25 protein-coding genes are annotated in these 22782 nt (G+C 56.8%); 13 read left to right on the top strand and 12 right to left on the bottom strand.

What is annotated here, in order from left to right; all coding sequences use genetic code 11:
• Positions 1–46: 46 nt before the first annotated feature.
• The 9 genes from gyrB to mutM form a co-directional block, all read right to left on the bottom strand.
• The gene (gene gyrB / locus V8J85_RS10160) at positions 47–2461 is read right to left on the bottom strand and encodes a DNA topoisomerase (ATP-hydrolyzing) subunit B (RefSeq protein WP_339953621.1); all 2415 of its coding nucleotides are present in this window, start codon (positions 2459–2461) and stop codon (positions 47–49) included.
• 82 nt (positions 2462–2543) lie between these two features.
• Complete coding sequence (locus V8J85_RS10155) at positions 2544–3347, bottom strand: nucleotidyltransferase domain-containing protein (RefSeq protein WP_339953620.1); 804 nt, start codon at positions 3345–3347, stop codon at positions 2544–2546.
• Positions 3344–4456 (bottom strand): DNA replication/repair protein RecF, encoded by a 1113-nt coding sequence (gene recF, locus V8J85_RS10150; protein WP_339953619.1) that lies wholly within the window; start codon positions 4454–4456, stop codon positions 3344–3346. Before recF ends, V8J85_RS10155 begins: the two co-directional genes overlap by 4 nt.
• Positions 4457–4462: 6 nt before the next feature.
• Positions 4463–5581, bottom strand: a complete 1119-nt coding sequence (gene dnaN, locus V8J85_RS10145) for a DNA polymerase III subunit beta (protein ID WP_339953618.1) — start codon at positions 5579–5581, stop codon at positions 4463–4465.
• Positions 5582–5706: 125 nt separating this feature from the next.
• Positions 5707–7047 (bottom strand): chromosomal replication initiator protein DnaA, encoded by a 1341-nt coding sequence (dnaA, locus tag V8J85_RS10140; RefSeq protein WP_339953617.1) that lies wholly within the window; start codon positions 7045–7047, stop codon positions 5707–5709.
• A gap of 604 nt (positions 7048–7651) precedes the next feature.
• Positions 7652–7915 (bottom strand): 30S ribosomal protein S20, encoded by a 264-nt coding sequence (rpsT, locus tag V8J85_RS10135; RefSeq protein ID WP_339953616.1) that lies wholly within the window; start codon positions 7913–7915, stop codon positions 7652–7654.
• Between the two features lie 155 nt (positions 7916–8070).
• Positions 8071–9000, bottom strand: coding sequence for a type IV pili methyl-accepting chemotaxis transducer N-terminal domain-containing protein (locus V8J85_RS10130; RefSeq protein ID WP_339953615.1), 930 nt, complete (start codon positions 8998–9000; stop codon positions 8071–8073).
• Between the two features lie 92 nt (positions 9001–9092).
• Positions 9093–9869 carry an enoyl-CoA hydratase gene (locus V8J85_RS10125; protein WP_339953614.1) on the bottom strand — a complete coding sequence of 259 codons (777 nt, stop codon included), beginning with the start codon at positions 9867–9869 and terminating at the stop codon, positions 9093–9095.
• Between the two features lie 63 nt (positions 9870–9932).
• Positions 9933–10784 (bottom strand): bifunctional DNA-formamidopyrimidine glycosylase/DNA-(apurinic or apyrimidinic site) lyase, encoded by an 852-nt coding sequence (gene mutM, locus V8J85_RS10120; protein WP_339953613.1) that lies wholly within the window; start codon positions 10782–10784, stop codon positions 9933–9935.
• Between the two features lie 109 nt (positions 10785–10893).
• Between mutM and ubiE the strand changes: the two genes are divergently transcribed.
• Together ubiE and ubiB are read left to right on the top strand one after the other, a co-directional pair.
• Positions 10894–11646 carry a bifunctional demethylmenaquinone methyltransferase/2-methoxy-6-polyprenyl-1,4-benzoquinol methylase UbiE gene (gene ubiE / locus V8J85_RS10115; RefSeq protein WP_339953612.1) on the top strand — a complete coding sequence of 251 codons (753 nt, stop codon included), beginning with the start codon at positions 10894–10896 and terminating at the stop codon, positions 11644–11646.
• 1 nt (position 11647) lies between these two features.
• Positions 11648–13177 (top strand): 2-polyprenylphenol 6-hydroxylase, encoded by a 1530-nt coding sequence (gene ubiB / locus V8J85_RS10110; protein WP_339953611.1) that lies wholly within the window; start codon positions 11648–11650, stop codon positions 13175–13177.
• 38 nt (positions 13178–13215) lie between these two features.
• On the opposite strand, the gene V8J85_RS10105 is transcribed toward ubiB, so the two are convergent.
• Together V8J85_RS10105 and fliK are read right to left on the bottom strand one after the other, a co-directional pair.
• On the bottom strand, positions 13216–13887 hold the full coding sequence (locus V8J85_RS10105) for a flagellar hook capping FlgD N-terminal domain-containing protein (RefSeq protein ID WP_339953610.1): 672 nt from the start codon (positions 13885–13887) through the stop codon (positions 13216–13218).
• A gap of 9 nt (positions 13888–13896) precedes the next feature.
• Positions 13897–15072, bottom strand: a complete 1176-nt coding sequence (fliK, locus tag V8J85_RS10100) for a flagellar hook-length control protein FliK (protein ID WP_339953609.1) — start codon at positions 15070–15072, stop codon at positions 13897–13899.
• Positions 15073–15191: 119 nt separating this feature from the next.
• On the opposite strand from fliK, the gene V8J85_RS10095 reads away from it, so the two are divergent.
• The 6 genes from V8J85_RS10095 to V8J85_RS10070 all read left to right on the top strand — a co-directional run bounded on the left by V8J85_RS10095 (position 15192) and on the right by V8J85_RS10070 (position 19259).
• Complete coding sequence (locus tag V8J85_RS10095) at positions 15192–15485, top strand: rod-binding protein (protein ID WP_339953608.1); 294 nt, start codon at positions 15192–15194, stop codon at positions 15483–15485.
• A complete protein-coding gene (locus tag V8J85_RS10090) occupies positions 15478–15819 on the top strand; it encodes a hypothetical protein (RefSeq protein ID WP_339953607.1) in 342 nt (113 codons plus the stop codon). The genes V8J85_RS10095 and V8J85_RS10090 overlap by 8 nt, the downstream gene beginning before the upstream one ends.
• A 207-nt stretch (positions 15820–16026) precedes the next feature.
• Entirely contained in the window at positions 16027–17580 is a 1554-nt protein-coding gene (locus V8J85_RS10085; protein ID WP_339953606.1) for a flagellin N-terminal helical domain-containing protein, read from the top strand.
• Positions 17581–17671: 91 nt separating this feature from the next.
• Positions 17672–18043: a flagellar biosynthesis regulator FlaF gene (gene flaF / locus V8J85_RS10080; RefSeq protein WP_339953605.1), complete on the top strand. Its 372-nt coding sequence runs from the start codon at positions 17672–17674 to the stop codon at positions 18041–18043.
• The gene (flbT, locus tag V8J85_RS10075) at positions 18043–18447 is read left to right on the top strand and encodes a flagellar biosynthesis repressor FlbT (RefSeq protein ID WP_339953604.1); all 405 of its coding nucleotides are present in this window, start codon (positions 18043–18045) and stop codon (positions 18445–18447) included. Before flaF ends, flbT begins: the two co-directional genes overlap by 1 nt.
• Positions 18444–19259: a DUF1217 domain-containing protein gene (locus tag V8J85_RS10070; protein ID WP_339953603.1), complete on the top strand. Its 816-nt coding sequence runs from the start codon at positions 18444–18446 to the stop codon at positions 19257–19259. Before flbT ends, V8J85_RS10070 begins: the two co-directional genes overlap by 4 nt.
• Positions 19260–19277: 18 nt before the next feature.
• Here the strand turns inward: V8J85_RS10070 and V8J85_RS10065 are convergent, their stop codons facing one another.
• Entirely contained in the window at positions 19278–20627 is a 1350-nt protein-coding gene (locus tag V8J85_RS10065; protein ID WP_339953602.1) for a FliI/YscN family ATPase, read from the bottom strand.
• 85 nt (positions 20628–20712) lie between these two features.
• Between V8J85_RS10065 and V8J85_RS10060 the strand changes: the two genes are divergently transcribed.
• Genes V8J85_RS10060 through V8J85_RS10040 form a run of 5 tightly spaced genes read left to right on the top strand, consistent with a single transcriptional unit; the run spans position 20713 to position 22780 of the window.
• Complete coding sequence (locus tag V8J85_RS10060) at positions 20713–21099, top strand: FlgB family protein (protein WP_339953601.1); 387 nt, start codon at positions 20713–20715, stop codon at positions 21097–21099.
• A gap of 9 nt (positions 21100–21108) precedes the next feature.
• The gene (flgC, locus tag V8J85_RS10055; RefSeq protein WP_339953600.1) at positions 21109–21501 is read left to right on the top strand and encodes a flagellar basal body rod protein FlgC; all 393 of its coding nucleotides are present in this window, start codon (positions 21109–21111) and stop codon (positions 21499–21501) included.
• A gap of 12 nt (positions 21502–21513) precedes the next feature.
• Entirely contained in the window at positions 21514–21795 is a 282-nt protein-coding gene (fliE, locus tag V8J85_RS10050) for a flagellar hook-basal body complex protein FliE (RefSeq protein ID WP_339953599.1), read from the top strand.
• Complete coding sequence (locus V8J85_RS10045; protein ID WP_445285891.1) at positions 21795–22061, top strand: flagellar biosynthetic protein FliQ; 267 nt, start codon at positions 21795–21797, stop codon at positions 22059–22061. The genes fliE and V8J85_RS10045 overlap by 1 nt, the downstream gene beginning before the upstream one ends.
• Positions 22062–22063: 2 nt before the next feature.
• Positions 22064–22780 carry a flagellar hook-basal body complex protein gene (locus V8J85_RS10040; RefSeq protein WP_339953597.1) on the top strand — a complete coding sequence of 239 codons (717 nt, stop codon included), beginning with the start codon at positions 22064–22066 and terminating at the stop codon, positions 22778–22780.
• The last annotated feature ends 2 nt before the right edge of the window (positions 22781–22782 follow it).

Here is a 22782-nt window from a genome sequence, read left to right as displayed (position 1 = left end):
TGGGAGGATCGCCGAAAAACCGGGCACCGACCGTTGCGCAAACCGCTCAGAAATCCAAATTCTCCACGTTCAGCGCGTTGTTCTGGATAAACTCCCGCCGCGGCTCGACCACATCACCCATGAGCTTGGTGAACAGGTCATCCGCCTCGGCCACATCCTCGACCTTCACCTGCAGCAGCGTCCGCGCATCCGGATCCAGCGTAGTTTCCCACAACTGATCCGGATTCATCTCGCCCAGACCCTTATATCGTTGCAAAGACAGGCCTTTTTCGCCCTCTTCAAGGATCGCTTTCAGTAATTCCAGCGGCCCATGGATGATCTGGCTCCGGTCCTTGCGCACCAGCGTGGCGGGCAGGTTGTAGACATCCTGCAGACTCTGTGTGAACGATCCCGTCCTGCGCGCCTCACCGGATCGCAGCATCGGCCCGTCCAACGTGCGCACTTCCTCAACACCACGCAAAATCCGCGCCAGACGAATACCCTTGTCCTGCGTGATCCGGCCCTGCCAGCCGCGCTCCCATTCCAGCGCGATCAGGTCCAACCGTTTGGCCACGCGGTCCGCCACGCCTTGCAAATCGGCATCTACCGCGCCGGGGACAAACGCCCCCGAAATCGCCGCCTGTTCAAGGATATGGCGTGGGTAATGCGTTGGAAACGCTTCCAAAACCCGCTTGAGCTGTCGTGCTTCGTCCACGACGCGGCGCAGGTCAGCACCCGAGATTTCCTCGCCGTTTCCTTGCCGCAGCAACGCGCCCTCGATCCCCTGTTCGATCAGGTAATCGTCCATCGCGGCCTGGTCTTTCAGGTACACCTCTGACTTACCCCGCGCCACTTTGTAAAGCGGTGGTTGCGCGATGTAGAGGTAACCGCCCTCGATCAATTCCGGCATCTGGCGGAAGAAAAAGGTCAACAGCAGAGTCCGGATATGCGCCCCGTCCACGTCGGCATCGGTCATGATGATAACCTTATGGTAACGCAGCTTGCCGATATTGAACTCATCGCGACCGATACCGGTGCCCAGCGCCATCACAAGGTTGCCGATTTCCTGCGATGACAGCATCCGGTCAAACCGGGCGCGTTCCACATTAAGGATCTTACCCTTCAGGGGCAGGATCGCCTGCGTACCACGGTCACGCCCTGTCTGGGCAGAACCCCCGGCAGAGTCACCCTCGACCAGAAAGACTTCGGTCTTCGACGGATCTTTTTCCGAACAATCTTTCAGCTTGGAGGCGTTGAAATTGACATCCATAGCCGATTTTCGGCGAATTTCACGGGCCTTCCGCGCAGCCTCTCGCGCGGCGGCGGCCTCGACAATCTTGGTGATGATCGCCTTCGCCTCGTTCGGGTTTTCCTCGAACCATTCGTTCAGCTTTTCGTTCATCAGGCTTTCAACTGCCGGGCGAACCTCTGAACTGACCAGCTTGTCCTTGGTCTGGCTCGAGAATTTTGGATCAGGCACTTTGACCGATAAGACGCAGGTCAGCCCCTCGCGCGCGTCGTCGCCAGTCAACGAGACCTTCTCTTTTTTCGCAATCCCGCTTTCTGTGGCATATTTGCTGATCGCTCTGGTCAACGCACCGCGAAAGCCCGCCATATGCGTGCCCCCATCCCGCTGCGGGATGTTGTTGGTGAATGGCAGCACCATTTCGTTGTAACTGTCGTTCCACCACATCGCGACCTCGACGCCGATATCGTCGCGTTCGCCGGTCACGTAGATCGGTTCATCCATCAACGGCGTCTTGGAGCGGTCCAGATATTTGACAAATTCCTTCACACCGCCTTCATAGAACAGGTCGACTTTGAGCGGTTCAGCGGGCCGCATATCTTCAAGAATAATTCTCACGCCGGAATTCAAAAAAGCCAGCTCGCGCAGACGTTTTTCCAGCGTGTGGAAATCGTAATTGCGGTCGCTGAACGTGTCGGTCGACGCGAGAAAGGTGACCTCGGTTCCTTTTCGCCCGCCAGCGTCGCCCTCGACGCGCAGATGTTCGGTCGTGAAACCACCCTCGAAGCGCGCATAATGCGCTTTCCCGTCCCGCCATATGCGCAGCTCAAGATAGTCGGACAGGGCGTTAACCACCGATACACCAACCCCGTGTAGACCGCCCGAAACCTTGTAGGAGTTGCTGTCGAACTTCCCGCCCGCATGCAGCTGAGTCATGATGACCTCGGCCGCGGATACGCCTTCTTCCTCGTGGACACCCACAGGAATCCCGCGACCATTATCGCCGACAGTGACAGATCCATCGGCGTTAATCTTTACGTAAACATGGTCGGCATGACCGGCTAACGCCTCGTCAATCCCGTTATCGACAACCTCATAAACCATGTGGTGCAGGCCCGACCCGTCATCGGTATCACCGATATACATGCCCGGACGCTTTCTAACGGCCTCTAACCCTTTGAGAACCTTAATGGAATCGGCACCGTAGTCTTGCCCGCTATTGTTGTCATCGGCCATTCATGTTGTCCCGTCTTTTTACCCTCAAAATATACGCATTTCGGGCGGGATTGTCACGCAAATGACACAAGATTTTGTGGTTTCAGCTCAGCTGTTTCGTCAGCGCGATGTGCAACCGATCAGCAGCCGCAGATAGGCTGCCATTGGGTTGATCCGGCAGGCTCTTCAACGTCTCGCGGGTCTGATCCAAGGCGCGATCTATGATGGAAAAGATCAATGCGTCCGGCGCCGCGCCGACCGCCTTTTCAGCGCGCGCGATCTTCAACGCGATCAGTTTCGCAATCGCCTCGGCCTCGCCTTCGGCCAGCGCGGCGCCGGCGCAGAGCGAATCCATGTCCATTGGCGGAATGTCAAAATCATTCTTATGCATCCATCGCAGCGACAAGGCAGGTCGCAAAGTATAGAACAAACGTTTCAATCGGACGCGACCGTCTTCGGTTTGTGCCCGCGACTGATGTTGCTGCGCCAACGAGAGATAGTGCCACATCACCGGTCGCGGCTGCATGGCGCCCCAACAGAAATCAAGAACCGCCTGATGCGCCTCCGGTATCGCGCGGTAGATGATAGGTGATTGCAGCCATTCGGCCAGTACGGCGTTTCCTTTTATGGCAAGCCCAAGCGCTTTATCCAGTTGCCATCCGCTGATATCGAGAAGGTCGTCGATCGGCCGTTCCACGACATCGCGTTTCTTGCCCAGTGTCAGGAACCAGTCGATGGGGCGCGTATAGATAAAGCGGACGTCATAGTCGCTATCGGGCGAATGGAAACCCCATGCGCGCGATCCGGATTCAATGGCAAGAAGGATGGTGATATTTTCTTCCGCGGCGATTTCGTCCAACCGCCTGCAGATCGTCGCGTGCATCGACTTTGAAACTGGTTCCGTCATTTGTGCAGGTCACCCGTTTTCGACTTTGGACTGAGACTGGAGACTCCATCGGTTTCAGTCACTTCGAAATGCTGTGCATCGCCGTCGATTTCCCCAAACAATTCCGCCCCGGTGCCTGTCATGAAGGTCTGCGCACCAAGCGTCGCGAGTTCCTCATAAAGCGCGCGCCGCCGCCCGACATCCAGATGCGCGGCCACCTCATCCAACAGCAGGACCGGTGGACCATCGGCGGCCAAGGCGCGGGCATTGGCAAGGATCAGACTGATCAGTAGGGCCTTTTGTTCGCCGGTCGAGCAATCGCGGGCTGCCATCCCCTTAGCCGTGAAGGTTGCGTTGAGGTCCGCGCGGTGAGGGCCCAGCAAGGTGCGACCGGCTGCCATGTCGCGCGGACGGTTTTCCGTGAGTGCGTCACCCAGCGTCGCAGGATCGCTGATGCCTTCACCGATGTCATGTTGTAGCAGTGCGGTTGGAAAGACCGTCTCAGCGGCCTCCTGTGCTGCGTTCAGCCGCGCAATGGTCGTCGCCCTGTTGCGATGGATCAGTGCGCCCGTCTCGCCCATCTGGCGCTCTACGGCTACGTACCAATGCGGATCGCGTACCATATCCTTCAACAAGCGGTTTCGTTCGCGCATTGCCTTTTCATAGCTCAGAACGGCCTCGGCATGGGAGGGTTCGAAACTGAGTGTCGCGCGGTCCAAGAACCGCCGCCTGCCATCTGCCCCTTCGATCCAGAGCCGGTCCATCGAGGGGACCAGCCACAGCATGCGCATGATGCGACCCAGCGCGACTTGCGGGGCGGTCTTACCGTCAATGCGGGTCTGCCGGGATTGGCCGGGTTCGGCCCAGGTTTCGACCTCATAGGTCTGATCGGTCCGGACTTGTCCGACGATTTTCCACCCTACGCCTTCAGGGCGCTTGGCCAGATCGTTGATGACAGCCCGCCTTAGTCCCCGACCGGGCGATAGAAGCGAAATAGCTTCGAGAAGGTTGGTCTTGCCTGCACCGTTGGGGCCATAAAACGCCACAAGCCCAGGCGCGCATGTCAGTCGTGCCTGCTTGTGAGACCGAAAATGGGAAAGGGTGATCTGCGTGACCGCAGCGCCAGTCACTGGTCGTTACACGCGCATTGGCATAACGACGTAGACGGCGGATGTGTCATTACCTTCACGCATCAATGTCGGATCGCCGGACGAGTTGAACATGAACACCGCATTCTCACGATCCACCTGGCTCGCGATTTCCAGCAAGTATTTGGCGTTAAATCCAATTTCAAGACGCTCGTCACTGTAGGCGACAGCCAGCTCTTCCTCTGCCGCGCCGCTGTCGGGGGCGTTGACGGACAGGACCAACCGGTCCTCGTCAAGCGCCAGCTTCACGGCGCGAGAGCGTTCAGAGGATACCGTTGCGACACGATCAACGGCTTGAGCAAATTCCGTCGCATCCACTTCCAGCTTGCGTGTGTTGCCTTGCGGGATGACACGGGTGTAGTCAGGGAATGTTCCGTCGATGACCTTGGAGGTCAGGGTGATGTCTGGTGTGGCAAAGCGTACCTTGGTTTCCGACACGGACACAGCGATCTGCATGTCGTCATCGTCCAACAGCTTGCGCAACTCGCCCACGGTTTTGCGTGGCACGATGATGCCCGCCATGTCGGCCGCGCCGTCGGGCAGGTCGGCGTCGATCCGTGCAAGGCGATGGCCGTCAGTGGCAACGCAACGCATGACCTTGCCGCTATCGCCGTCCGCGACATGCATATAAACGCCGTTCAGGTAATAGCGCGTCTCTTCGGTCGAAATCGCGAATTTCGATTTGTCGAACAGGCGACGCAGGGTCGGTGCGGGGGCCGAGAAATTGGCTGCATATTCCGACGACGCCATGATCGGGAAATCTTCCTTTGGCAGTGTTGCCAATGAGAAGTTCGATCGGCCAGCCTCGATCGTCAAACGGCCCGATGCACCGTCTTCGGTCAGCGTGACCAGGGCGCCGTCAGGCAGCTTGCGCACGATCTCGTTCAGCGTGACCGCGGCGACGGTCGTAGCCCCCGCGCGTTCGACTTTGGCGGGGGCTTTGTCGACCACTTCGATATCCAAATCGGTGGCGCGGAATTGAACGTCATCGCCTTCGGCTTCGATCAGCACATTCGCGAGGATCGGAATTGTATTCCGACGTTCGACAACGGATTGGGCCTGCGCGACCGCTTTCAAAAGTACGCCGCGCTCAATACTGAATTTCATGTCCCCATGCTCCGCATATCTTGGTTGTTGAGGTTACCGGGACGCAAAATGTACTGCATTCCCGGCGTGGCTCAAGCGTTTTGTTGGACTGTTGACGATGGGTGCGCTTGCGTCAAGCGCTGAGGCTATTCCTCGAGCGCGCGACGCAAAAGTTCCAGATCATCGGCGATCTGACTGTCGAGGACTTTCAGCTCTTCTATTCGCTTCACCCCATGCATGACAGTCGTGTGGTCACGGCCGCCAAAGCGGCGTCCGATTTCCGGGAGGGAGCGGTTGGTCATCTGCTTGGCCAGATACATCGCGATCTGGCGCGGGCGGGCATAGTTGCGCACGCGCTTGGGGCCGATCATATCAGACAGGCGGATAGCGTAGTGTTCGGACACCTTCCGCTGGATTTCCTCGACGGTGACCTTCCGGTCAGAGGCTTTCAGGACGTCCGACAGACAATCCTGGGTCATTTCCAATGTGATCTCGCGCCCGATCAGTGAGGCGAAAGCGAAGAGGCGCGTCAGCGCGCCTTCAAGGACGCGAACGTTGGTCGTGATCCGATGGGCGAGAAATTCCAGCACGCCGTCTGCGATCGCAAGATCGGGATATTGCGCGGCGTAGAATTCGACCTTTGACTGCAAAACGCCAAGACGCAATTCATAGTCGGTCGGATGCAAATCCACGACCAGGCCGCATTGCAGGCGTGACTTGATCCGCTCTTCCAATCCCTTGATCTCACCTGGCGCACGGTCTGCGGAAATGATGATCTGTTTCTGGCTATCGACCAGCGCATTGAATGTGTGAAAAAACTCTTCCTGCGTGCTGTCCTTACCCGCGATGAACTGTACGTCGTCGACCATCAGTACATCGACCGACCGGAAAATCTGTTTGAAATCCATCATCTTACGATCGCGTAACGCCGTGATGAATCGGTACATGAACTGCTCGGCCGACAGATACAGCACATTCAGCTCGGGTGATCGCATTTTCAGCTCATGGGCGATCGCATGCATCAGGTGCGTCTTACCAAGCCCAACGCCGCCATAAAGAAAAAGTGGATTGAACGTTACCGGCCCACCCTCGGCAACGCGGCGGGCTGCAGCGTGGGCAAGCTCGTTCGGTTTCCCAACAACGAAGGTGTCAAAGGTGAACCTGCTGTCCAATGGTGACCCGTCCATTTCGCGCACCCGCGTGATCTTCTGCTGACCGTCCACCGGCAAGACCTTACGTCCATCGCCGGATGCAACTGAGAATTGCAAGCGCTGGACGGGCTGCCCGTTCTGGTTCAGGTGGTACAAAATCTGCTCACCAAAGTTCTGGGACACGTAATTGCCGATAAAACTGGTGGGGACGTTGAATGTCGCGACGCCGTCGGACAAGTGGGCAAACTCTAGTGGTTCTATCCAGTTCGAAAAGTTATTTGCCCCCAAAGCGCCCTTCAATGCTGCCAAGACCTTTGCCCAGATGTCGTTTGTCATTTTTTCCCTTTGTCCCACTTACACATGCCATTTCACCAATACCGGGGGTCTTCGCCCCTTCCCTCGCAGCACAAAGCACCGGACAAAGTCAAAGGCGCCGTCCGGGTTGCCTGCCCGATCGCACTGCCTTTCACCAAGTCTCAAAACCGCTGATGCGGGTTTACGGAACACGCCCGTAATCCCCCAATGGGCAGCAAAAAAGGCACATAGACTACAACACCGCCAAGGAGCAGACCTTGGCGATCCAATAGACACAAGCAGTGGGTATCAAAGCGCAGCTATTGATCCCAAAACCCGCATTGCATGAAAGCCGACAACAATATCTGTGCTCAACGCCGCAAACTGCCCTGAACCGTCCTGGTGTTGCCGATCCCCTCCATGTCCCCCCGGAACGATGTGAATCGCAACGCTAAGCTAGCAAGGGCTCTGCGGACGCTTCAACAGAACATCATGCTTGACTCAGCGATTGGCCAGAAAGAATCTGCGATGCCTTTGAAATGCCGTAAAAACTGAGTGGACTGGCAACAGCCCAAAAAAAAGCGCGCCCCACGAGGGCGCGCTCTTCAAAATTGCCGATCAGCTACGATCGGCCAAGAATCGCCGATCAGCCCAGCGCCTTTACTCGGGACGACAGGCGGGACATCTTCCGGGATGCGGTGTTCTTGTGAAAGACACCCTTGGTGACGCCGCGCATAAGTTCGGGCTGTGCATTTTTGAGAGCTTCGGCCGCGGCCTTTTGATCGCCGGAGGCGATCGCCTCTTCGACTGCACGCAGATGGGTGCGAATGCGCGAACGGCGCATTTTGTTGACGGCAAAGCGGGTCGCGTTCTGGCGCGCACGCTTTTTTGCCTGAGGAGAGTTTGCCATATGTTCGTTCCGTTTCAGATGGCCATGTCGGGCCGAATTCATAAATTAAGCGCTAGGCCCGACCGGGTTCATTACCGGCTCATCTGGTCAAAGCGGACCTCTCACGCATGTACAACGGGCCAATTAGTTGCATTGCTTTGCCGAGTCAACAGCGACTAATAAACCCGTTTGGAATAAAGCGCATACTGATGTGCAACCTCTTCCATCGTGTACATTTTGTCGGCCAGCATGCGGTACAGCGCATCTGCCGTTTCTGTGTCTGCGATGTCCGCATCATTCATGGTCGCGATATGTCCTTCGATCACGGTCCAATCCGCCGCTGCCCGTTCGAGAAGATCCGCGATCTCGTCGGTTGGTGGTGGCATGATACCCATCTCCGGCATGCCGTTCCGAAGCGCGCCCATGGCGAAGTCGAACTGACTCAGGGTTGTAGCCAAAGTCTCTTTGTAATTGGCATCCGCCGTCCCCGACCAAGCGCGGCAGGCCAAATAAGACAAGCGCTGGGTCAACATGCTTTGCCGGCCTGATACCTCGAGCAGCATGACATCGGCCTGCAGGAGTTCGACCGGATTGGCATATTCTCCCTCAAGCTCGCTGAGTAGAAGGTAGGTTTGGTCCAGCAGCGTCGTCGCACTGCCATAGACCACATTGACGGCCGATGTGTCGGTCGGTTCCGCGATGACGCCCAGCGCTGCGTCGCGTGTCGGTTGCCAAGATGCGCCCACTTGCTCTAGCAGAGCAATGGTCTTGCGCCGTTCCTCGCCGCCGACGATGCCCAAGTTTTCATTGCCGTTAAGCAGCGCGTCGAGCATGACGTCGAACTTACCGATACCTTCGTTCAGCAACTTTTCACTCAGGTCCGGCGCGACACCGTTATGAAAATGGCAAACGGCTGCAGCGACCTCTTGTGAAACCGTCCGAAGGATGTCGCCAGCCTCGATCCGATTGGCCGCACCTGTATCTTCCACGAATTGGGCGGGCAACAACGCAACAACATCGCGATCACGTGTGGCGTCCGCCGTGCTGAGGCTGGGAAACAAAACAAATGGCAGAAAAAACAGTGTTTTCAACCTGACTAACTTCATGAAATACACCTCGTTCACATGCGTATAAAGTCACCTTACCCAGCGGGCGGGAGTTAGCGCCTGCAGTAAACTCGGCAAGGTTAGCCGACACACTATTTGTCTCGAAACTGCGCCTCGCGTTTTTCGATGAAGGCCGTCATGCCCTCCGACTGGTCATCAGTCGAAAACAATGACTGGAACAAACGCCGTTCGTAGTTCACGCCCTCGGCAAGAGTAGTCTCGTAGGCGCGATCAACTGCGTCTTTCGCGGCCATCGTGGCCAGTTGCGACTTTTCGGCGATCTTTTCGGCCGCATTCTTAGCCTCCGACAACAGTTTTTTCGCGGGAACAACCCGGCTGACCAGTCCGCTGCGTTCTGCCTCTTCGGCATCCATGAAACGGCCGGTCAAATGCATATCCATCGATTTCGACTTGCCAACAAATCTGGTCAAGCGCTGCGTACCACCAAGGCCCGCGATCACACCCAGGTTTATCTCGGGCTGTCCGAATTTCGCGTTATCGGCCGCGATGATGAAGTCACACATCATGGCCAGTTCGCATCCACCACCCAGCGCATAGCCCGCCACGGCTGCGATAATGGGTTTGCGGATCCGGTTGAAGCGATCCGTTTCATTTTCGAAGAAGCGGCTTTTGTACATCTCGACGAAAGACTTGTCCGACATCTCGCTGATGTCTGCACCGGCGGCAAAGGCCTTTTCTGATCCGGTGATGATGATGCAACGCACCTTCTCACGGGTATCGGCATCTTCGAGGGCTGTGCACAGCTCGCCCAAAAGGACGCCGTTGAGAGCATTCATGGCGTCGGGTCTGTTCAGCGTGATGGTCGCGACACCATCGTCGACATCCATGATAATCGTCTCGAAGGCCATGTTGGTATCCTTGCTGCCACTGATCAGGCACCATTGGTTATCAAAGGTGCAATGCGGATCAAGCTATCTTTGGCATTGCGGACAGTAGAAGGATGAGCGTCCTGACTGAACGATTCGCCGGATTTCACTTTGACATCCACCATTTAGGCAGTGCTGGTCCGCACGATCGTAGACAAGAAACCTGTGTTGAAAGTATCCTAGTTCGCCATCTGTCTGCCGGTAATCACGCAAAGAAGACCCACCTGCGGCGATCGCTTCGTGCAGAACGTCACGGATGATGGGGACCAATTTGGCGACCCGTTCGGCGCTGATCTTGTCGGCTTTTCTGGCCGGATGGATACCGGCCCGAAACAATACCTCGCACACGTAGATATTGCCCAGTCCCGCGACAATGCGTTGATTGAGAAGTGCGGTTTTTATCGGAGATTTGCGATCCTTGAGACGCGCAACTAGGTAGTCTTCGTGAAAATCATTGCCCAAGGGTTCGGGCCCCAAGGTGCGGATCAGCCAATGATCCGCCTCAGCCGCGGTAGCAAGAAGATCCATGGCACCAAATCGCCGCGCATCGTTGAAAGTGATTTTTGCGCCATTGTTCATGTGAAAGACAACATGATCGTGTTTGGCCGGAATTGGCTCTGGTCGGTGGAAAACGCCTGGAACATCACCGGAAATGATCATCCGTCCGGACATGCCAAGATGGATCAGAAGCGTGTTGTCATCATCAAGATCTGCCAGAATGTACTTTGATCGACGCCTCAACCGGACGATCCGCCGTCCCGTCAGCCTCTTGGCCATCCGTTCGGGAAATGGCCAGCGCAAGTCAGGGCGGTTGACGTCGACACGCGCCAGAACCTGACCCTCCATGTATGGGGCCAGGCCGGCCCTTACGGTTTCGACCTCGGGAAGTTCCGGCATGTGGGTTGATCTCTCTCGTTTGGCCCACTGATCCAATGTGGCACAATGACAGTTTGTCTCTCAGATCAACAGCGTATAACCGTTCGCGAGGATGTTGAGAAAGCAGGTTATGACAGATAAGTCGGAAACAACGACCCACTTTGGTTTTGAAACCGTCCCCGAAGGTGAAAAGGCGGGCCGAGTCCGGGGCGTCTTCAACTCTGTCGCAACAAAGTATGACATCATGAACGACGTGATGTCAGGTGGGGTTCATCGCATTTGGAAAGATGCGATGATGGACTGGCTGGCTCCGCGGCCCGGGCAGAGGCTGCTCGACGTGGCGGGAGGAACGGGCGATATTGCGTTTCGGTTCCTGAAACGCGCGGGGCGTGGTCATGCGACCGTTCTGGATCTCACCGAGCCGATGCTGATCGAGGGTCGGAAACGCGCCGAGGCCGACCGTCTTTCCGACAGTCTGGATTGGGTGGTGGGCGATGCGATGGCCCTGCCCTTCGATGATCACAGCTTTGACGTCTATACGATCAGCTTCGGCATCCGGAATGTGACCCGACCACAAGACGCATTGGCCGAGGCATATCGGGTTCTCAAACCCGGAGGGCGTTTGATGGTGCTGGAGTTTTCACAACTGCCAAACCCGATGATGCAATCGGTCTATGATGCGTATTCATTCAACGTCATTCCGCGGATGGGTCAGATGATCGCGGGCGATCGTGACAGCTATCAATACCTGGTCGAATCTATTCGGAAATTCCCCGATCAAGAGAATTTCCTGTCGATGATCCATGACACCGGATTCGAGAATGCCAAATATCGCAACCTGACCATGGGTGTCGCCGCACTTCATTCGGGGTGGAAGCTGTAGGTTGCGTGGGCCGCACAACATCATCCGGCTGATCCGGACCGGTGCGACGCTGGAACGCACCGGCGCGATGAAGGTGGTGCTGGATGCTTTCGATGCCGGGCCGTTGTTGCGCATTACCTTTCGCACGCTGGTCTGGCCGTTCAAATGGCTTGGGTATCAGGGTGATTTATCGATGCCGCCCGCGCCCCGCGCACTGACGGCGCTGGGCCCGGCCTATATCAAATTCGGTCAGGTGCTTTCGACCCGGCCGGATGTGGTCGGCGACGAATTGGCGGTGCAACTGCGTGTCCTGCAGGACAAACTTCCACCCTTTTCGATGAAAGAAGCCAAGGCCGAAATTCAGCGCGAGCTCGGCGCCCCATTCGATCAACTGTTTTCGACATTTTCCGAACCGGTGGCCGCTGCTTCGCTTGCGCAGGTTCACAAGGCGCATCTTGCCGAAGGCGGTGACGCAGTTGCCGTCAAAATTCTGCGCCCCGGCATCGAACGGGCCTTTCGTAAGGACATCGATGCCTTTTATTTCGCTGCCCGCGCCATCGAATTGCTTTCCCCTGCTTCACGTCGTTTGCGGCCCATGGATGTGATCACCCATTTCGAAGGTGTGGTCATGGGCGAACTGGACTTGCGGCTGGAAAGCGCAGGTGCGGCAGAGTTCGCCGCCAATACCGAAAGCGACGAAGGATTTCAGGTGCCTTTGGTCCGCTGGCACCTGTCCAGCCGCCGGGTAATGACGCTTGATTGGGCCGAGGGCACGAATATCGGGGTCAACGATGCACTTGACCAGGCGGGGCATGATCGGCGCGCCTTGGCGGCGCGGGTGATGGAGTTGTTCCTTAACCATGCGCTGCGCGATGGTTATTTTCATGGCGACATGCATCAGGGTAATCTGAAAGTCGCCGCAAATGGTGACATAATCGCCTACGATTTCGGGATCATGGGCCGAATCGACGAATATACGCGCCGCGTTTATGCCGAAATCCTGTTCGGTTTTATCCGCAAAGACTACAGGCGCGTCGCAGAGGTGCATTTCGAGGCTGGATATGTGCCTGCCGATCGGGATGTCGACGAATTCGCCCGTGCTTTGCGCGCCGTGGGTGAACCGATTTTTGGCATGGACGCCAGCCGTATTTCCATGGCACGCCTGCTGAATTATCTTTTCGAGGTAACCGAACGCTTTGGGATGGAGACCCGGACGGAGCTGATCCTGTTGCAGCGGACCATGGTCGTTGTGGAAGGTGTTGCGCGGTCGCTTGATCCGCATATGAATATCTGGAAAGTCGCGAAACCGGTCGTCGAAGACTACATCAAGGAAAGTATTGGACCGAAAGCGCTCTTGCGCGACCTTGCCGTTACGGCACGTATTCTGTCGCGGTTCGGTCCGCAGCTTCCGCGTTATGTCGAAGAAACACTCATCCGCTTCAACAACCCGCCGCCGCCGCCCAAGCCGCAACGGCGGATCGCACGATTGGCGTGGATGGCATTGGGGGGCGTCGTGACGGTTCTTGCGATTTGGCTCGTCCAGATTATTTGACCTTGGGATCAGCGGGCTGCCCCGAGGGTGCCAACGGGTCAGGTTGCCGCATCTCTGACGCCCGTCACGACATCTCTCCCTACCGTCGCGCCGCCCTTCAGGAAAAGAACATAGTCGTTGCCGTCCCGACGTACTTCGACGACGCGGCCATATGTTTCGACAGGGCTTTGCGCGATAACCTCGCCGTCAAGCTGACTATGCAATTCGAATGAATACAGTCCGTCCGGAAGGGGGTATCCCCCCAAATCGACACCCGCCCATTCCAATTCTTCCTGCGCGAGCGGAACTTGCATTCGTTGGACTTCGACACCGTTTTCATCACGCACGATCAGGTCCGCGCGGTCTGCGGTCGACGCTGGTTTCAGCGGTAGGCTGATCGGGTTCCCGTCGAAATAGGTCGGTGCCGCCGCCCGAACATCTCTGCCGACCCATGCCGACAATTCCGTCAGACCGCTCGTGTTCATCTGGGTCGTCAGCGATTTGAGCAGGTCATTGGTCAACACGGCTTGTTCGACCCCCGAAAACGTCGCGAGTTGGACGGCATAATCGGAAGAATCGACCGGGTTCAACGGGTCCTGGTTCTGCATCTGGACCGTGAGCATGCGCAGAAATGTTTCGAAATCAGAAGCAATCGGGCTGCTGTCGGCATCGGTTTGTGCATTGGGGATCGATACCTGCGTGCTGGTTGTTTGTGCTGTAATTGGCTCCATGGGTTTTCCTTAAAGTCTTAGATCGAGTCCGACCGCCTGAAGTTGACTGACCGTGCGGCTGGCTTGATCGGTTACGTCCTCGTCGGTCAAAGCATGAAAATCTGTCAGGCCGTCATGGTGCTCGCGCTCGGTCTGGCCTTCCTGTTCGAATGAAAAGGACAGCGTCTCATAACCCAACTTTTCCAGATCCTGCGCCAGCAGGTCGATGTGGCGCTTTAAAAGCTCCATCGTTTCTGGGCGTTCAGACATAAGCTGCAGACTCAATCCGCCATCTACACCCGATATCTGAAGTCGGACCCGACCCAGTTCTTCCGGGTTCAACGCAACCTCTATGGTGTTGCCTCTGGCAGAGATTACCGCGGCAGAAATCTGCTGCATTACCGGTCGCGCGGCCTCGGTGGTCGTGCCGGACGCGCCCGCTGTCGATACGGTGGTCGCAAAACGCTCAACGCCGCCGGTGATCGGTGCGGAATCAGCGCTAGATGTAGCCTCGCCTTTGGTCAATGAGGACCACTCGAGCGCTGAAACCGCGCGAATTATCAATCCGCTTTTCGTCGGTTTCAACGGTTCGCCGACCGCGTTGGCAACATGAGCGGTTTTGGGCAGCGCGAAAGCGCCCGTTGGGCCGGGCTCAAATCGCCTTTCAGTATGCTCAACCTCAAGCTCGGCTTTTCCGCGCGGGGCCGGTGTGCCAACGATCATCTCTGTTTGCGGATTTGGCTTTGCCATTAGACTGGGCGCATCAGTGCGTTGATGATGTCGCGGCAAAGCGTCGTTCGCGGATCGGTCATCCTGTTCAACTTTTATCCGCTTTGGAAATGTCTCATTGATATGTGGCATCGTCACCGGGGCCACTACGATTGTATCAGGATCGACCGATGTGCTTGGTTTCACGACGGTGACAGTCGGCAGCGTGGGCTCTTGGTTCAGGATCTTTCCGATCGCTGCCTCAGCATCAACAGTATCGACTTTGGCGATCGACGCATCAGAGCCAAGTGTACTTTCTTCATCAACCGTGACTTCCGAGGGCTCGGCCACGTCGGTTGGGATAGCCAGTTCAGGTAACAAAGGGTCTGCTGTGGTTTCGGCAGCGTCCAGCGTGAATGCCGTCTGAAAGTCGCTCTGCGGTTCCGCAACCGCAATCTCCAAAGCTGCAACGGCCGGTAAGATGATCTGATCGGGCAATATGGGCAGTGTCATCGGTGGCCTCAAAAGAATCTATTCGTCTTTCAATGCCACCAAAAAATTACTCAATCTTTACGGCTGATATGCCAAACGTGAAAATCATATCGACGGAGAAACCGATGAATACACTCCCCGCCCTGCCAGCGCCAAGACCATTGGTCGGCCTGCCTGATTATGCAGAAAACGACCTAAAACTTCGCGACGCCGCCCAAAAGCTCGAGGCGACCTTTCTGGCCGAGATGCTGAAATCGGCTGGCCTTGGTGAGGCGCGCAATGCGTTCGGCGGCGGAGTCGGTGAAGATCAGTTCGCATCTTTCCTCCGTGAAGCGCAGGCGGAGGAGATGGCGAAAGCGGGCGGTATTGGATTGGCCGAAGCGCTGTTCGAGGCGATGAAGGTGCGGCTGGATGGCTGACACAAACGCGAATTCTCTTCTTGAGCTATTGGGCGATGAAAGAGTGGCTTTGAAGCACGGTGACTTTGCAACACTTCAACAACTTCTGGAGCGTAAGACGACACTCATGAATCGTCTTTTGCGAACCCCCATCGACCAACATACCGCCCTACGGGTGCGCGACGCATTGGAAAAGAATCATCAACTCTTGTCAGCGGCTCAGGCTGGTATTCTTGCGGCGCGCGATCGTATTAGCGCGCTCGAAGCAATCGGTCGCGGCATGAATGTCTACGATCAAAGTGGTCATGTTGCTTCGGTCGAGGCGCGGCAAGGTAATTTGTTTCGGAAAGCCTGAGGAATTGCATCAAATTGAAAGCAATCCACCGGTTCGGATTAACATCCTGTTCAGTGCTTTGATGACATATCGCAAGCACCGCCATGAAGGCTCTCGTATTCGTAGCCGAAGATGAGATTTCGTCAGAATGACGTTTCGACCTGTGCAAAACGCACGGATATCCAAATGAAACCGGCGCAAAGCGCCTCTCTTTGAAAGGACCAAACGATGTCCAGTATTCTGACGAACAATAGCGCAATGGTCGCGCTGCAAACACTGAAATCCATCAACGGAGATCTTGCCAAAACCCAGTCCATGATCTCGACGGGTAAAGAGGTCGGCTCGGCCCGTGATAATTCGGCCGTCTGGGCGATTTCAAAAGTCATGGAATCCGACGTGAAGGGTTTCAAGGCGATTTCTGAAAGCCTGTCATTGGGTAGCTCTTCAGTCGCAGTGGCCCGGAACGGCGCGGAAACCGTGACAGATCTGCTTGTCGATATGAAAGAAAAGATCGTCGCGGCGCAGGGTGAAAACGTTGACCGGACCAAGTTGCAGGCCGATGTCAATGCAATTACCGATCAAATTTCTTCGGTTGTCGGTGCCGCGCAATTCAACGGCCTGAACATGCTGAACGGCACGGATGCGGTGAATGTGTTGTCTTCGCTTGACCGGGCCAGCGATGGCACTGTGTCTTCGGCGAATATCACGGTTGCGCGACAGGACCTGAGCACTGACGCCGGTGTCTATGGTACCGGTGCGGATCTGAGCGCCAACATCACGGCGGCTGATGGGGCAAACAGCCTTGCAGGCGTCGCTGGCAGCCAGTTCTCCAACGCAGGCAACACGATGACAATCGCGTTGGCCGCGACGACAGCCGGAGCAAGCAATACTTACAATCTGCAGGTCGCTGGTGAAACCGTTACGTTTACATCAGCCGCAACCGGCAACACAGCGACAAGCATCGCCGATGGCATCACCGCGGCTTTGAACGCTGCCGGTATCGAAGGTATTTCGGCGACGGCTGCAACGGGCACGATCACGCTGACATCATTGTCGAAGTTCGATGATGTCGAGGTGAATTTCTCGACTACCGATGGGACTGCGACGGCGAACGTCAACGGTGGCGGTGCTGGCGGTGCTGGCGCTGGCTTCACCGGCGAAACGATCGCTGCACGGGCCTCTACGCTGACATTTTCGACCACTGCGGGCGTCGCTGAGGGAGACGGGTATCGCGCGTCGATCGGTGGCGTGAACTATGACTACGTCGCTGGCCCGGGTGAGACCTTCGAAGATGTAGCGCGGGGCCTGAAAACGGTCATCGATGGTGCCGGTATCGACAACATCTCGACCAACGTAAAGCAGGACGAAAACACGGGCGCCTGGATACTGCAGATCGATAATGATAGCGCGACTGACTTGGCGCTGACCGACGCTGGTGCCGCCGGCGGTACGGCGACTGGCGGTCTGGTCGGTCTTGATAACCTCGACGTGACATCGGACGCAGGCGTTGCAGCGGCATTGGCGAATATCGAAACCTATATCGACACGACCATTGACGCTGCCGCCGAATTTGGTTCCAGTCAGGGTCGGATCGATACGCAGGCCGAGTTCATTTCGAACCTGACGGACAATTTGAAGTCAGGGATCGGCGCATTGGTCGACGCCGATATGGAAGAGGCTTCTGCCCGTCTGCAGGCGCTTCAGGTGCAGCAGCAGTTGGGTGTGCAGTCACTGTCGATCGCTAACCAGGCGCCGCAGACGATCCTGTCACTGTTCCGTTAATGACGTTTGGCGGCGGTCATATGGGGCCGCCGCCAACACACGAATGCGGTGAAACTGTATTTTCATTCTATGTATGTCGGAAGGACAAACCGTGAACGCCATTGAACAGGCCCGGCAGGCTTACGCCCCAAGACAAATAGCCATACGCAGCGAAAGGTCTATTGAGGCCCAACTCGTCACCCAGATTACCTCCGATCTGCGCAAAGCGGCAGCGAACAAATCGAATTTCCCGGCGCTGGCCGACGCCTTGCATCGCAACAGACAGATGTGGACGACAATGGCCGCAGGTGTCGCCGATCACGATAACGATTTGCCAGAGATGCTGCGTGCTCAAATCTTTTACCTCGCCGAATTCACGGAATTGCACAGTCGCAAAATTCTGCGTGGCGAAGCTGACAGCGCCGCTTTGGTCGATATCAACACGGCCGTTTTGCGCGGGCTGAACGGGCAGGGGGCAACTTGATGTCCGGCCTGGTTCTAAAACTCAGCCCGAAAGAGCGGGTGCTGGTCAACGGGGCCGTGATCGAAAACGGCGATCGGCGCAGCAGACTGTCCATCCTGACGCCGAACGCGAACATATTGCGACTGCGCGATGCGATCCGACCGGACGAGGTCAACACACCAGTAAGGCGCGTTTGCTACATCGCGCAGCTTGTTCTGGCGGGTGATGTCGACGAATATGATGCGCGCCCGCAGATCTTGCGCGGGATCGAACAACTAAGCCGGGCATTTCGGGACGACGAAAGCCAAAATCAGCTTGATCGCGCGACCGATGCTGTCACGAAGCAGGACTTCTATCGCGCGTTGAAATGCTTGCGTGGCCTCCTTCCACGTGAGGCGCGTCTTTTATCCGTCGGTCGGGCATGACCTTTCAGCCGATTATTCCGTTTGGTGGCTATACTGGCTGGCGCTTTTTGGAAAGAACGCTGGATAACCAGCAACAGGCCTTTGCGGACAGTCAACCTGTCGCTCGGTCCACCAGCTATTTTGCGCAGAATATCGGCAACGTCAGGACAGCGGAGGACTTGGTCAATGATCGGCAGCTTTTGTCTGTGGCGCTGGGCGCGTTCGGTCTTGATGACGATATCGATAATCGCTTTTTCATCCTTCAGATCCTGAAAGATGGCACGATCGCCGATGATGCGCTGGCAAACCGTCTGACCGACAATCGCTATGCCGATTTCAGCCGCGCTTTTGGATTTGGCGACCGTGCCGCTCCGCGAACCGGTTTGAGCCAGTTTCCAGAAGAGATCGTGTCGCGCTATGAGGCGCGGCAATTTGAACGCGCGGTCGGCGAACAGAATAATGATCTCCGCCTGGCGATGAATGTCGAAAGTGGGTTGTCGGACATCCTTGATCGCAGCAACAGTCAAGATGCGCGCTGGTTTTCGGTCATGGGCAATCCGCCGCTGCGTAGCGTTTTTCAAACGGCGCTGGGCTTGCCACAAAGTATCGCGAGTATCGACCTGGACAAACAGCTCAGTATTTTCAAAGACCGCGCCCAGTCGGTGTTTGGGACAGACCAGATCAATGCGATTTCGCAGCCCGAACAACGTGAAAAGCTGGTGCGTCTATTCCTTGTTCGCTCCGAGGCCGCCAATACGGCTTCCGTCACGGCTGGCGCCACCGCTTTGACGCTTTTGCAATCGACGCCAAGGCTTACCCCACAGCTGGCATAGCGCATTCGACACCCTCGTTTAATTTGCGTTTTCATCCCGTTGCATCTCAGTCGATGTTGGAGAGACCGCCTGACGGAGCTTTGCGAAATGGGCCAAGGTTCCACGCTGATCCTGTAGCGCCAGAAAACTATCAAGCGCATTTTTGCAAGCAATCGCCGCATCGATAGCAGGATCCGACCCTTGTGTGTATAAACCCGCTTGGATCATCATTTCGGCACGGTCATATGTTCCCAAATGTGTTCTGGCTTGTGTGATAAGAGCGTTTTCCTGTGTATTTGCCGCCTCGGGTAACGATCGCGAAACGGAGCGGAGAACGTCGACAGCCGGAAAGCGACCACGCTCCGCAATCTCCCGATCAAGGACGATATGCCCATCCAGCACACCGCGCAGCATGTCTGCGACAGGTTCATCCATATCCGATCCGGCAACCAGAACTGAGAATACGGCCGTGATATCTCCGACGTGTTCGACACCCGGACCGGCCCTTTCGCATAATGCGGCGATTGCGGGCCCCGTTGTCGCCGGAAATCCGCGCAGGCTCGCGGCTTCCCCCGCCGCAACCGCGATTTCACGATGCGCTTCACAAAACCTCGTGACAGAGTCCAGAAGCAACAAAACATGAAGCCCCTGATCCCGAAAGTACTCTGCGACGGCCACGGCTGACCATGCGCAGTTCCTGCGCTCTCGCGGAGATGAATCGGATGTCGCCGCGACAACAACCGCGCGTTTCAATCCCTTCGGACCCAGTACTTCCTGAACGAAGTGGCGGAGTTCGCGCCCACGTTCACCAACGAGCCCGATGACGACGACATCGGCGGTAACGTTACGGGCAAGATCGGCGATCAAGGTCGATTTGCCGACACCCGATCCAGCGAACAGGCCGATACGTTGCCCTCGGACGATCGGCAACACAGTGTTGAATACCGCAAAACCTGTTTCCAGGCGTTCGCCCATCGCGCGACGGTCATTGGGCGGGGGTGGCGGGCGCTGCCTTTGGTGGCTTGCGATCCCAGGCAACAGCGGCCGTCCATCAAGTGGTTTTCCATCAGGGTCAATAACACGCCCGACCCAACTGGCGTCGGGGGCAAAGGCTGCCGATCCGTCGAGGACAACCCGATCGCCGATCGCGGCACCTTCGCCGGCACCGTCAATCATGACCTGCGCACCAGTTTCGCCCAGGCGGACAATCTCTCCACTGATTGGTCCTTTGACCGAATGGATCTTCGCCCGATCCCCGATTCGACTCTTGTCTCCGGCGATCGCGACCTGCACCGTCTGCGCCGTTGCATCGATAACACGCCCGACCGGGCGGATATCGTCGCCCTGCGTTACCGCCCTGATCATTCTGTCGATGAATTTGTCGTTCATTTTACGCTCTGCCGATTAACCACAAACCCAATCTTAAGGAATCGTCCTTAATGGTTGGTTGAAAGCAGATGCGGGAGAATCCCCAATGTACCAATCGCTGGATCTTTTTGAGACCGCTGCAGCCATGGCTGAACATGCGGGCCGCAGGCAGGCTGTCGTGGCCAGGAACATCGCAAACGCCGATACACCTGGGTTTTCTGCGGCTTCGATACCCTCGTTTTCCGAAATCTATCGCGCCGATCATACGAGTGATATGCGTCTGACCCGTCCTGGGCACATGTCGTTGGAGGCTGTCATGAAACCAGCCGCGACCACTGGGCCACAAGCAGGCCAGGCTTCGCCCGACGGCAACACTGTTTCCATCGAAGATGAGATGCTGAACGCAGTGGCGATCAGCCGGGAGCATAATCGTGCTCTGACCATCTACCGGCATACGATGACCGTCCTTCGCACGACTCTCGGACAAACATAAGGCAGATCAATGAGCGATTTTAGCGAGGCGATGTCGGTCGCATCAAGTGGTATGAAAGCGCAGGCCAATCGATTGCGGCATGTGTCGGAAAACATCGCAAACGTCGATACGCCGGGTTACCGGCGCAAGACAATCGCCTTTCAAGAGGCTTTCGCCGACAGTCAACGGACCGGTGCAGTCGAAACAGGAAAGGTCAGGCTGGATCGAGCGGAATTGACGCGGATTTATGATCCCGGCAATCCCCTGTCGGATACCAGCGGCCATTACAACGGGTCCAACGTCAATATGTTGATCGAGATCGCCGATGCGCGCGAGGCGCAGCGCAGCTATCAAGCCAACCTCAAAATGTTTGATCAGGTCAGGCAGATGTCCTCGGCCCTGATGGACCTCCTGCGAAGATAAAGGAACTCACCGATGGATATTAACGGACTGGTCGCCCAGAACTATGCTGCGGGGAAAGCCGCAGCAGCACCGACGCCGGACGGGGGCGCAACCGCGCTCGCTGGCGCTGCCCAAGACTTCCTATCGACTTTGCAAACCAGCGAAACCACTGGCTTGCAGGCCATGACGGGCGGCGCGGATCCGCACGCCCTCGTTCAGGCTCTGGCACAGACCGAACTTGCGGTTCAAACCGTCGTAACGGTGCGCGACAAGGTCGTGGAGGCCTACCAGGAAATTCTGCGGATGCCGATTTGATGACCGAGGCGGTCTTTTATGACACGTTGCGGCAGGGGCTTTGGGTGGCGTTTGTCATCTCTATCCCGATCCTCAGTGTCGCGCTCGCTGCCGGTTTGGTGGTGGGGCTTTTTCAGGCGCTCACGTCGATACAGGAAATGACGCTGACTTTTGTTCCCAAACTGGGTGCGATCGTCGCCATTTTCTGGGTCACGATGGCATTCATGTCCGAAACGCTGGTCAACCTTTTTCAGGGCACGCTGATCCCGATTATCGCAGGAGGCTGAGGATGGACAATGCAGGCTATACGGCGCTGACACGGCAGGCCGGTCTGATGCAAGAGATGCAGATCATTGCCAACAACATCGCCAACGCCTCGACGACCGGATTTCGGGCCGAGGGGGTGATGTTTGCCGAACATGTCAAAAGCCTTGGTCCTGATATGCCATCGCTATCGATGGCGAAAGCAGCGGTGCGGGACACGATCATGCTGCAAGGATCGCTGTCGCAAACCGGAGGCACCTTTGATCTTGCCATTGAGGGCGAGGGCTTTTTCCTGATCGAGACGCCGAATGGGCAACGGCTGACCCGTGCCGGTGCGTTTCAGCCCAACGCCAATGGCGATCTTGTGACGCCGGATGGGTATCCGGTTCTGGATGCTGGCGGCGCGCCGGTCTTTGTACCGCAAGGCGCCGGGGCGATGGGCATCAGCGCCGACGGCACGATCAGTGCGAATGGTCAGCCGATCGGACAGGTCGGATTGGTCCGGCCGATCGACCCCGCCGATTTGACCCGGGAAGGCGGTGTGATGTTCGCGACGGCTGGCGGTACGGAGCCCATACCCGATGGCCGAATGCTGCAGGGCTTTCTTGAGGATTCGAATGTTAATCCGATCGCCCAAATCAGCCGCATGATTGAAGTTCAGCGCAGCTATGAGCTGGGCCAGAGCTTTCTCGACAAAGAGGATGAGCGGATCCGGAGCGTGATCGACGCTATCAGGCGATAAAG

Origin of the sequence: Yoonia sp. 2307UL14-13 (assembly GCF_037572755.1) — a bacterium.
Lineage (GTDB): Bacteria > Pseudomonadota > Alphaproteobacteria > Rhodobacterales > Rhodobacteraceae > Yoonia.
Note: the sequence above shows the minus strand (reverse complement) of the source record. Positions and strands in the feature narration are given on the sequence as shown.

Coding starts and splice junctions, on each gene's coding strand:
- gyrB (WP_339953621.1), bottom strand. CDS start 2,461: ATGGCCGATGACAACAATAGCGGGCAAGACTACGGTGCCGATTCCATT.
- V8J85_RS10155 (WP_339953620.1), bottom strand. CDS start 3,347: ATGACGGAACCAGTTTCAAAGTCGATGCACGCGACGATCTGCAGGCGG.
- dnaN (WP_339953618.1), bottom strand. CDS start 5,581: ATGAAATTCAGTATTGAGCGCGGCGTACTTTTGAAAGCGGTCGCGCAG.
- dnaA (WP_339953617.1), bottom strand. CDS start 7,047: ATGACAAACGACATCTGGGCAAAGGTCTTGGCAGCATTGAAGGGCGCT.
- rpsT (WP_339953616.1), bottom strand. CDS start 7,915: ATGGCAAACTCTCCTCAGGCAAAAAAGCGTGCGCGCCAGAACGCGACC.
- V8J85_RS10130 (WP_339953615.1), bottom strand. CDS start 9,000: ATGAAGTTAGTCAGGTTGAAAACACTGTTTTTTCTGCCATTTGTTTTG.
- V8J85_RS10125 (WP_339953614.1), bottom strand. CDS start 9,869: ATGGCCTTCGAGACGATTATCATGGATGTCGACGATGGTGTCGCGACC.
- mutM (WP_339953613.1), bottom strand. CDS start 10,784: ATGCCGGAACTTCCCGAGGTCGAAACCGTAAGGGCCGGCCTGGCCCCA.
- ubiE (WP_339953612.1), top strand. CDS start 10,894: ATGACAGATAAGTCGGAAACAACGACCCACTTTGGTTTTGAAACCGTC.
- V8J85_RS10105 (WP_339953610.1), bottom strand. CDS start 13,887: ATGGAGCCAATTACAGCACAAACAACCAGCACGCAGGTATCGATCCCC.
- V8J85_RS10095 (WP_339953608.1), top strand. CDS start 15,192: ATGAATACACTCCCCGCCCTGCCAGCGCCAAGACCATTGGTCGGCCTG.
- V8J85_RS10090 (WP_339953607.1), top strand. CDS start 15,478: ATGGCTGACACAAACGCGAATTCTCTTCTTGAGCTATTGGGCGATGAA.
- V8J85_RS10085 (WP_339953606.1), top strand. CDS start 16,027: ATGTCCAGTATTCTGACGAACAATAGCGCAATGGTCGCGCTGCAAACA.
- flbT (WP_339953604.1), top strand. CDS start 18,043: ATGTCCGGCCTGGTTCTAAAACTCAGCCCGAAAGAGCGGGTGCTGGTC.
- V8J85_RS10070 (WP_339953603.1), top strand. CDS start 18,444: ATGACCTTTCAGCCGATTATTCCGTTTGGTGGCTATACTGGCTGGCGC.
- V8J85_RS10065 (WP_339953602.1), bottom strand. CDS start 20,627: ATGAACGACAAATTCATCGACAGAATGATCAGGGCGGTAACGCAGGGC.
- V8J85_RS10060 (WP_339953601.1), top strand. CDS start 20,713: ATGTACCAATCGCTGGATCTTTTTGAGACCGCTGCAGCCATGGCTGAA.
- flgC (WP_339953600.1), top strand. CDS start 21,109: ATGAGCGATTTTAGCGAGGCGATGTCGGTCGCATCAAGTGGTATGAAA.
- fliE (WP_339953599.1), top strand. CDS start 21,514: ATGGATATTAACGGACTGGTCGCCCAGAACTATGCTGCGGGGAAAGCC.
- V8J85_RS10045 (WP_445285891.1), top strand. CDS start 21,795: ATGACCGAGGCGGTCTTTTATGACACGTTGCGGCAGGGGCTTTGGGTG.
- V8J85_RS10040 (WP_339953597.1), top strand. CDS start 22,064: ATGGACAATGCAGGCTATACGGCGCTGACACGGCAGGCCGGTCTGATG.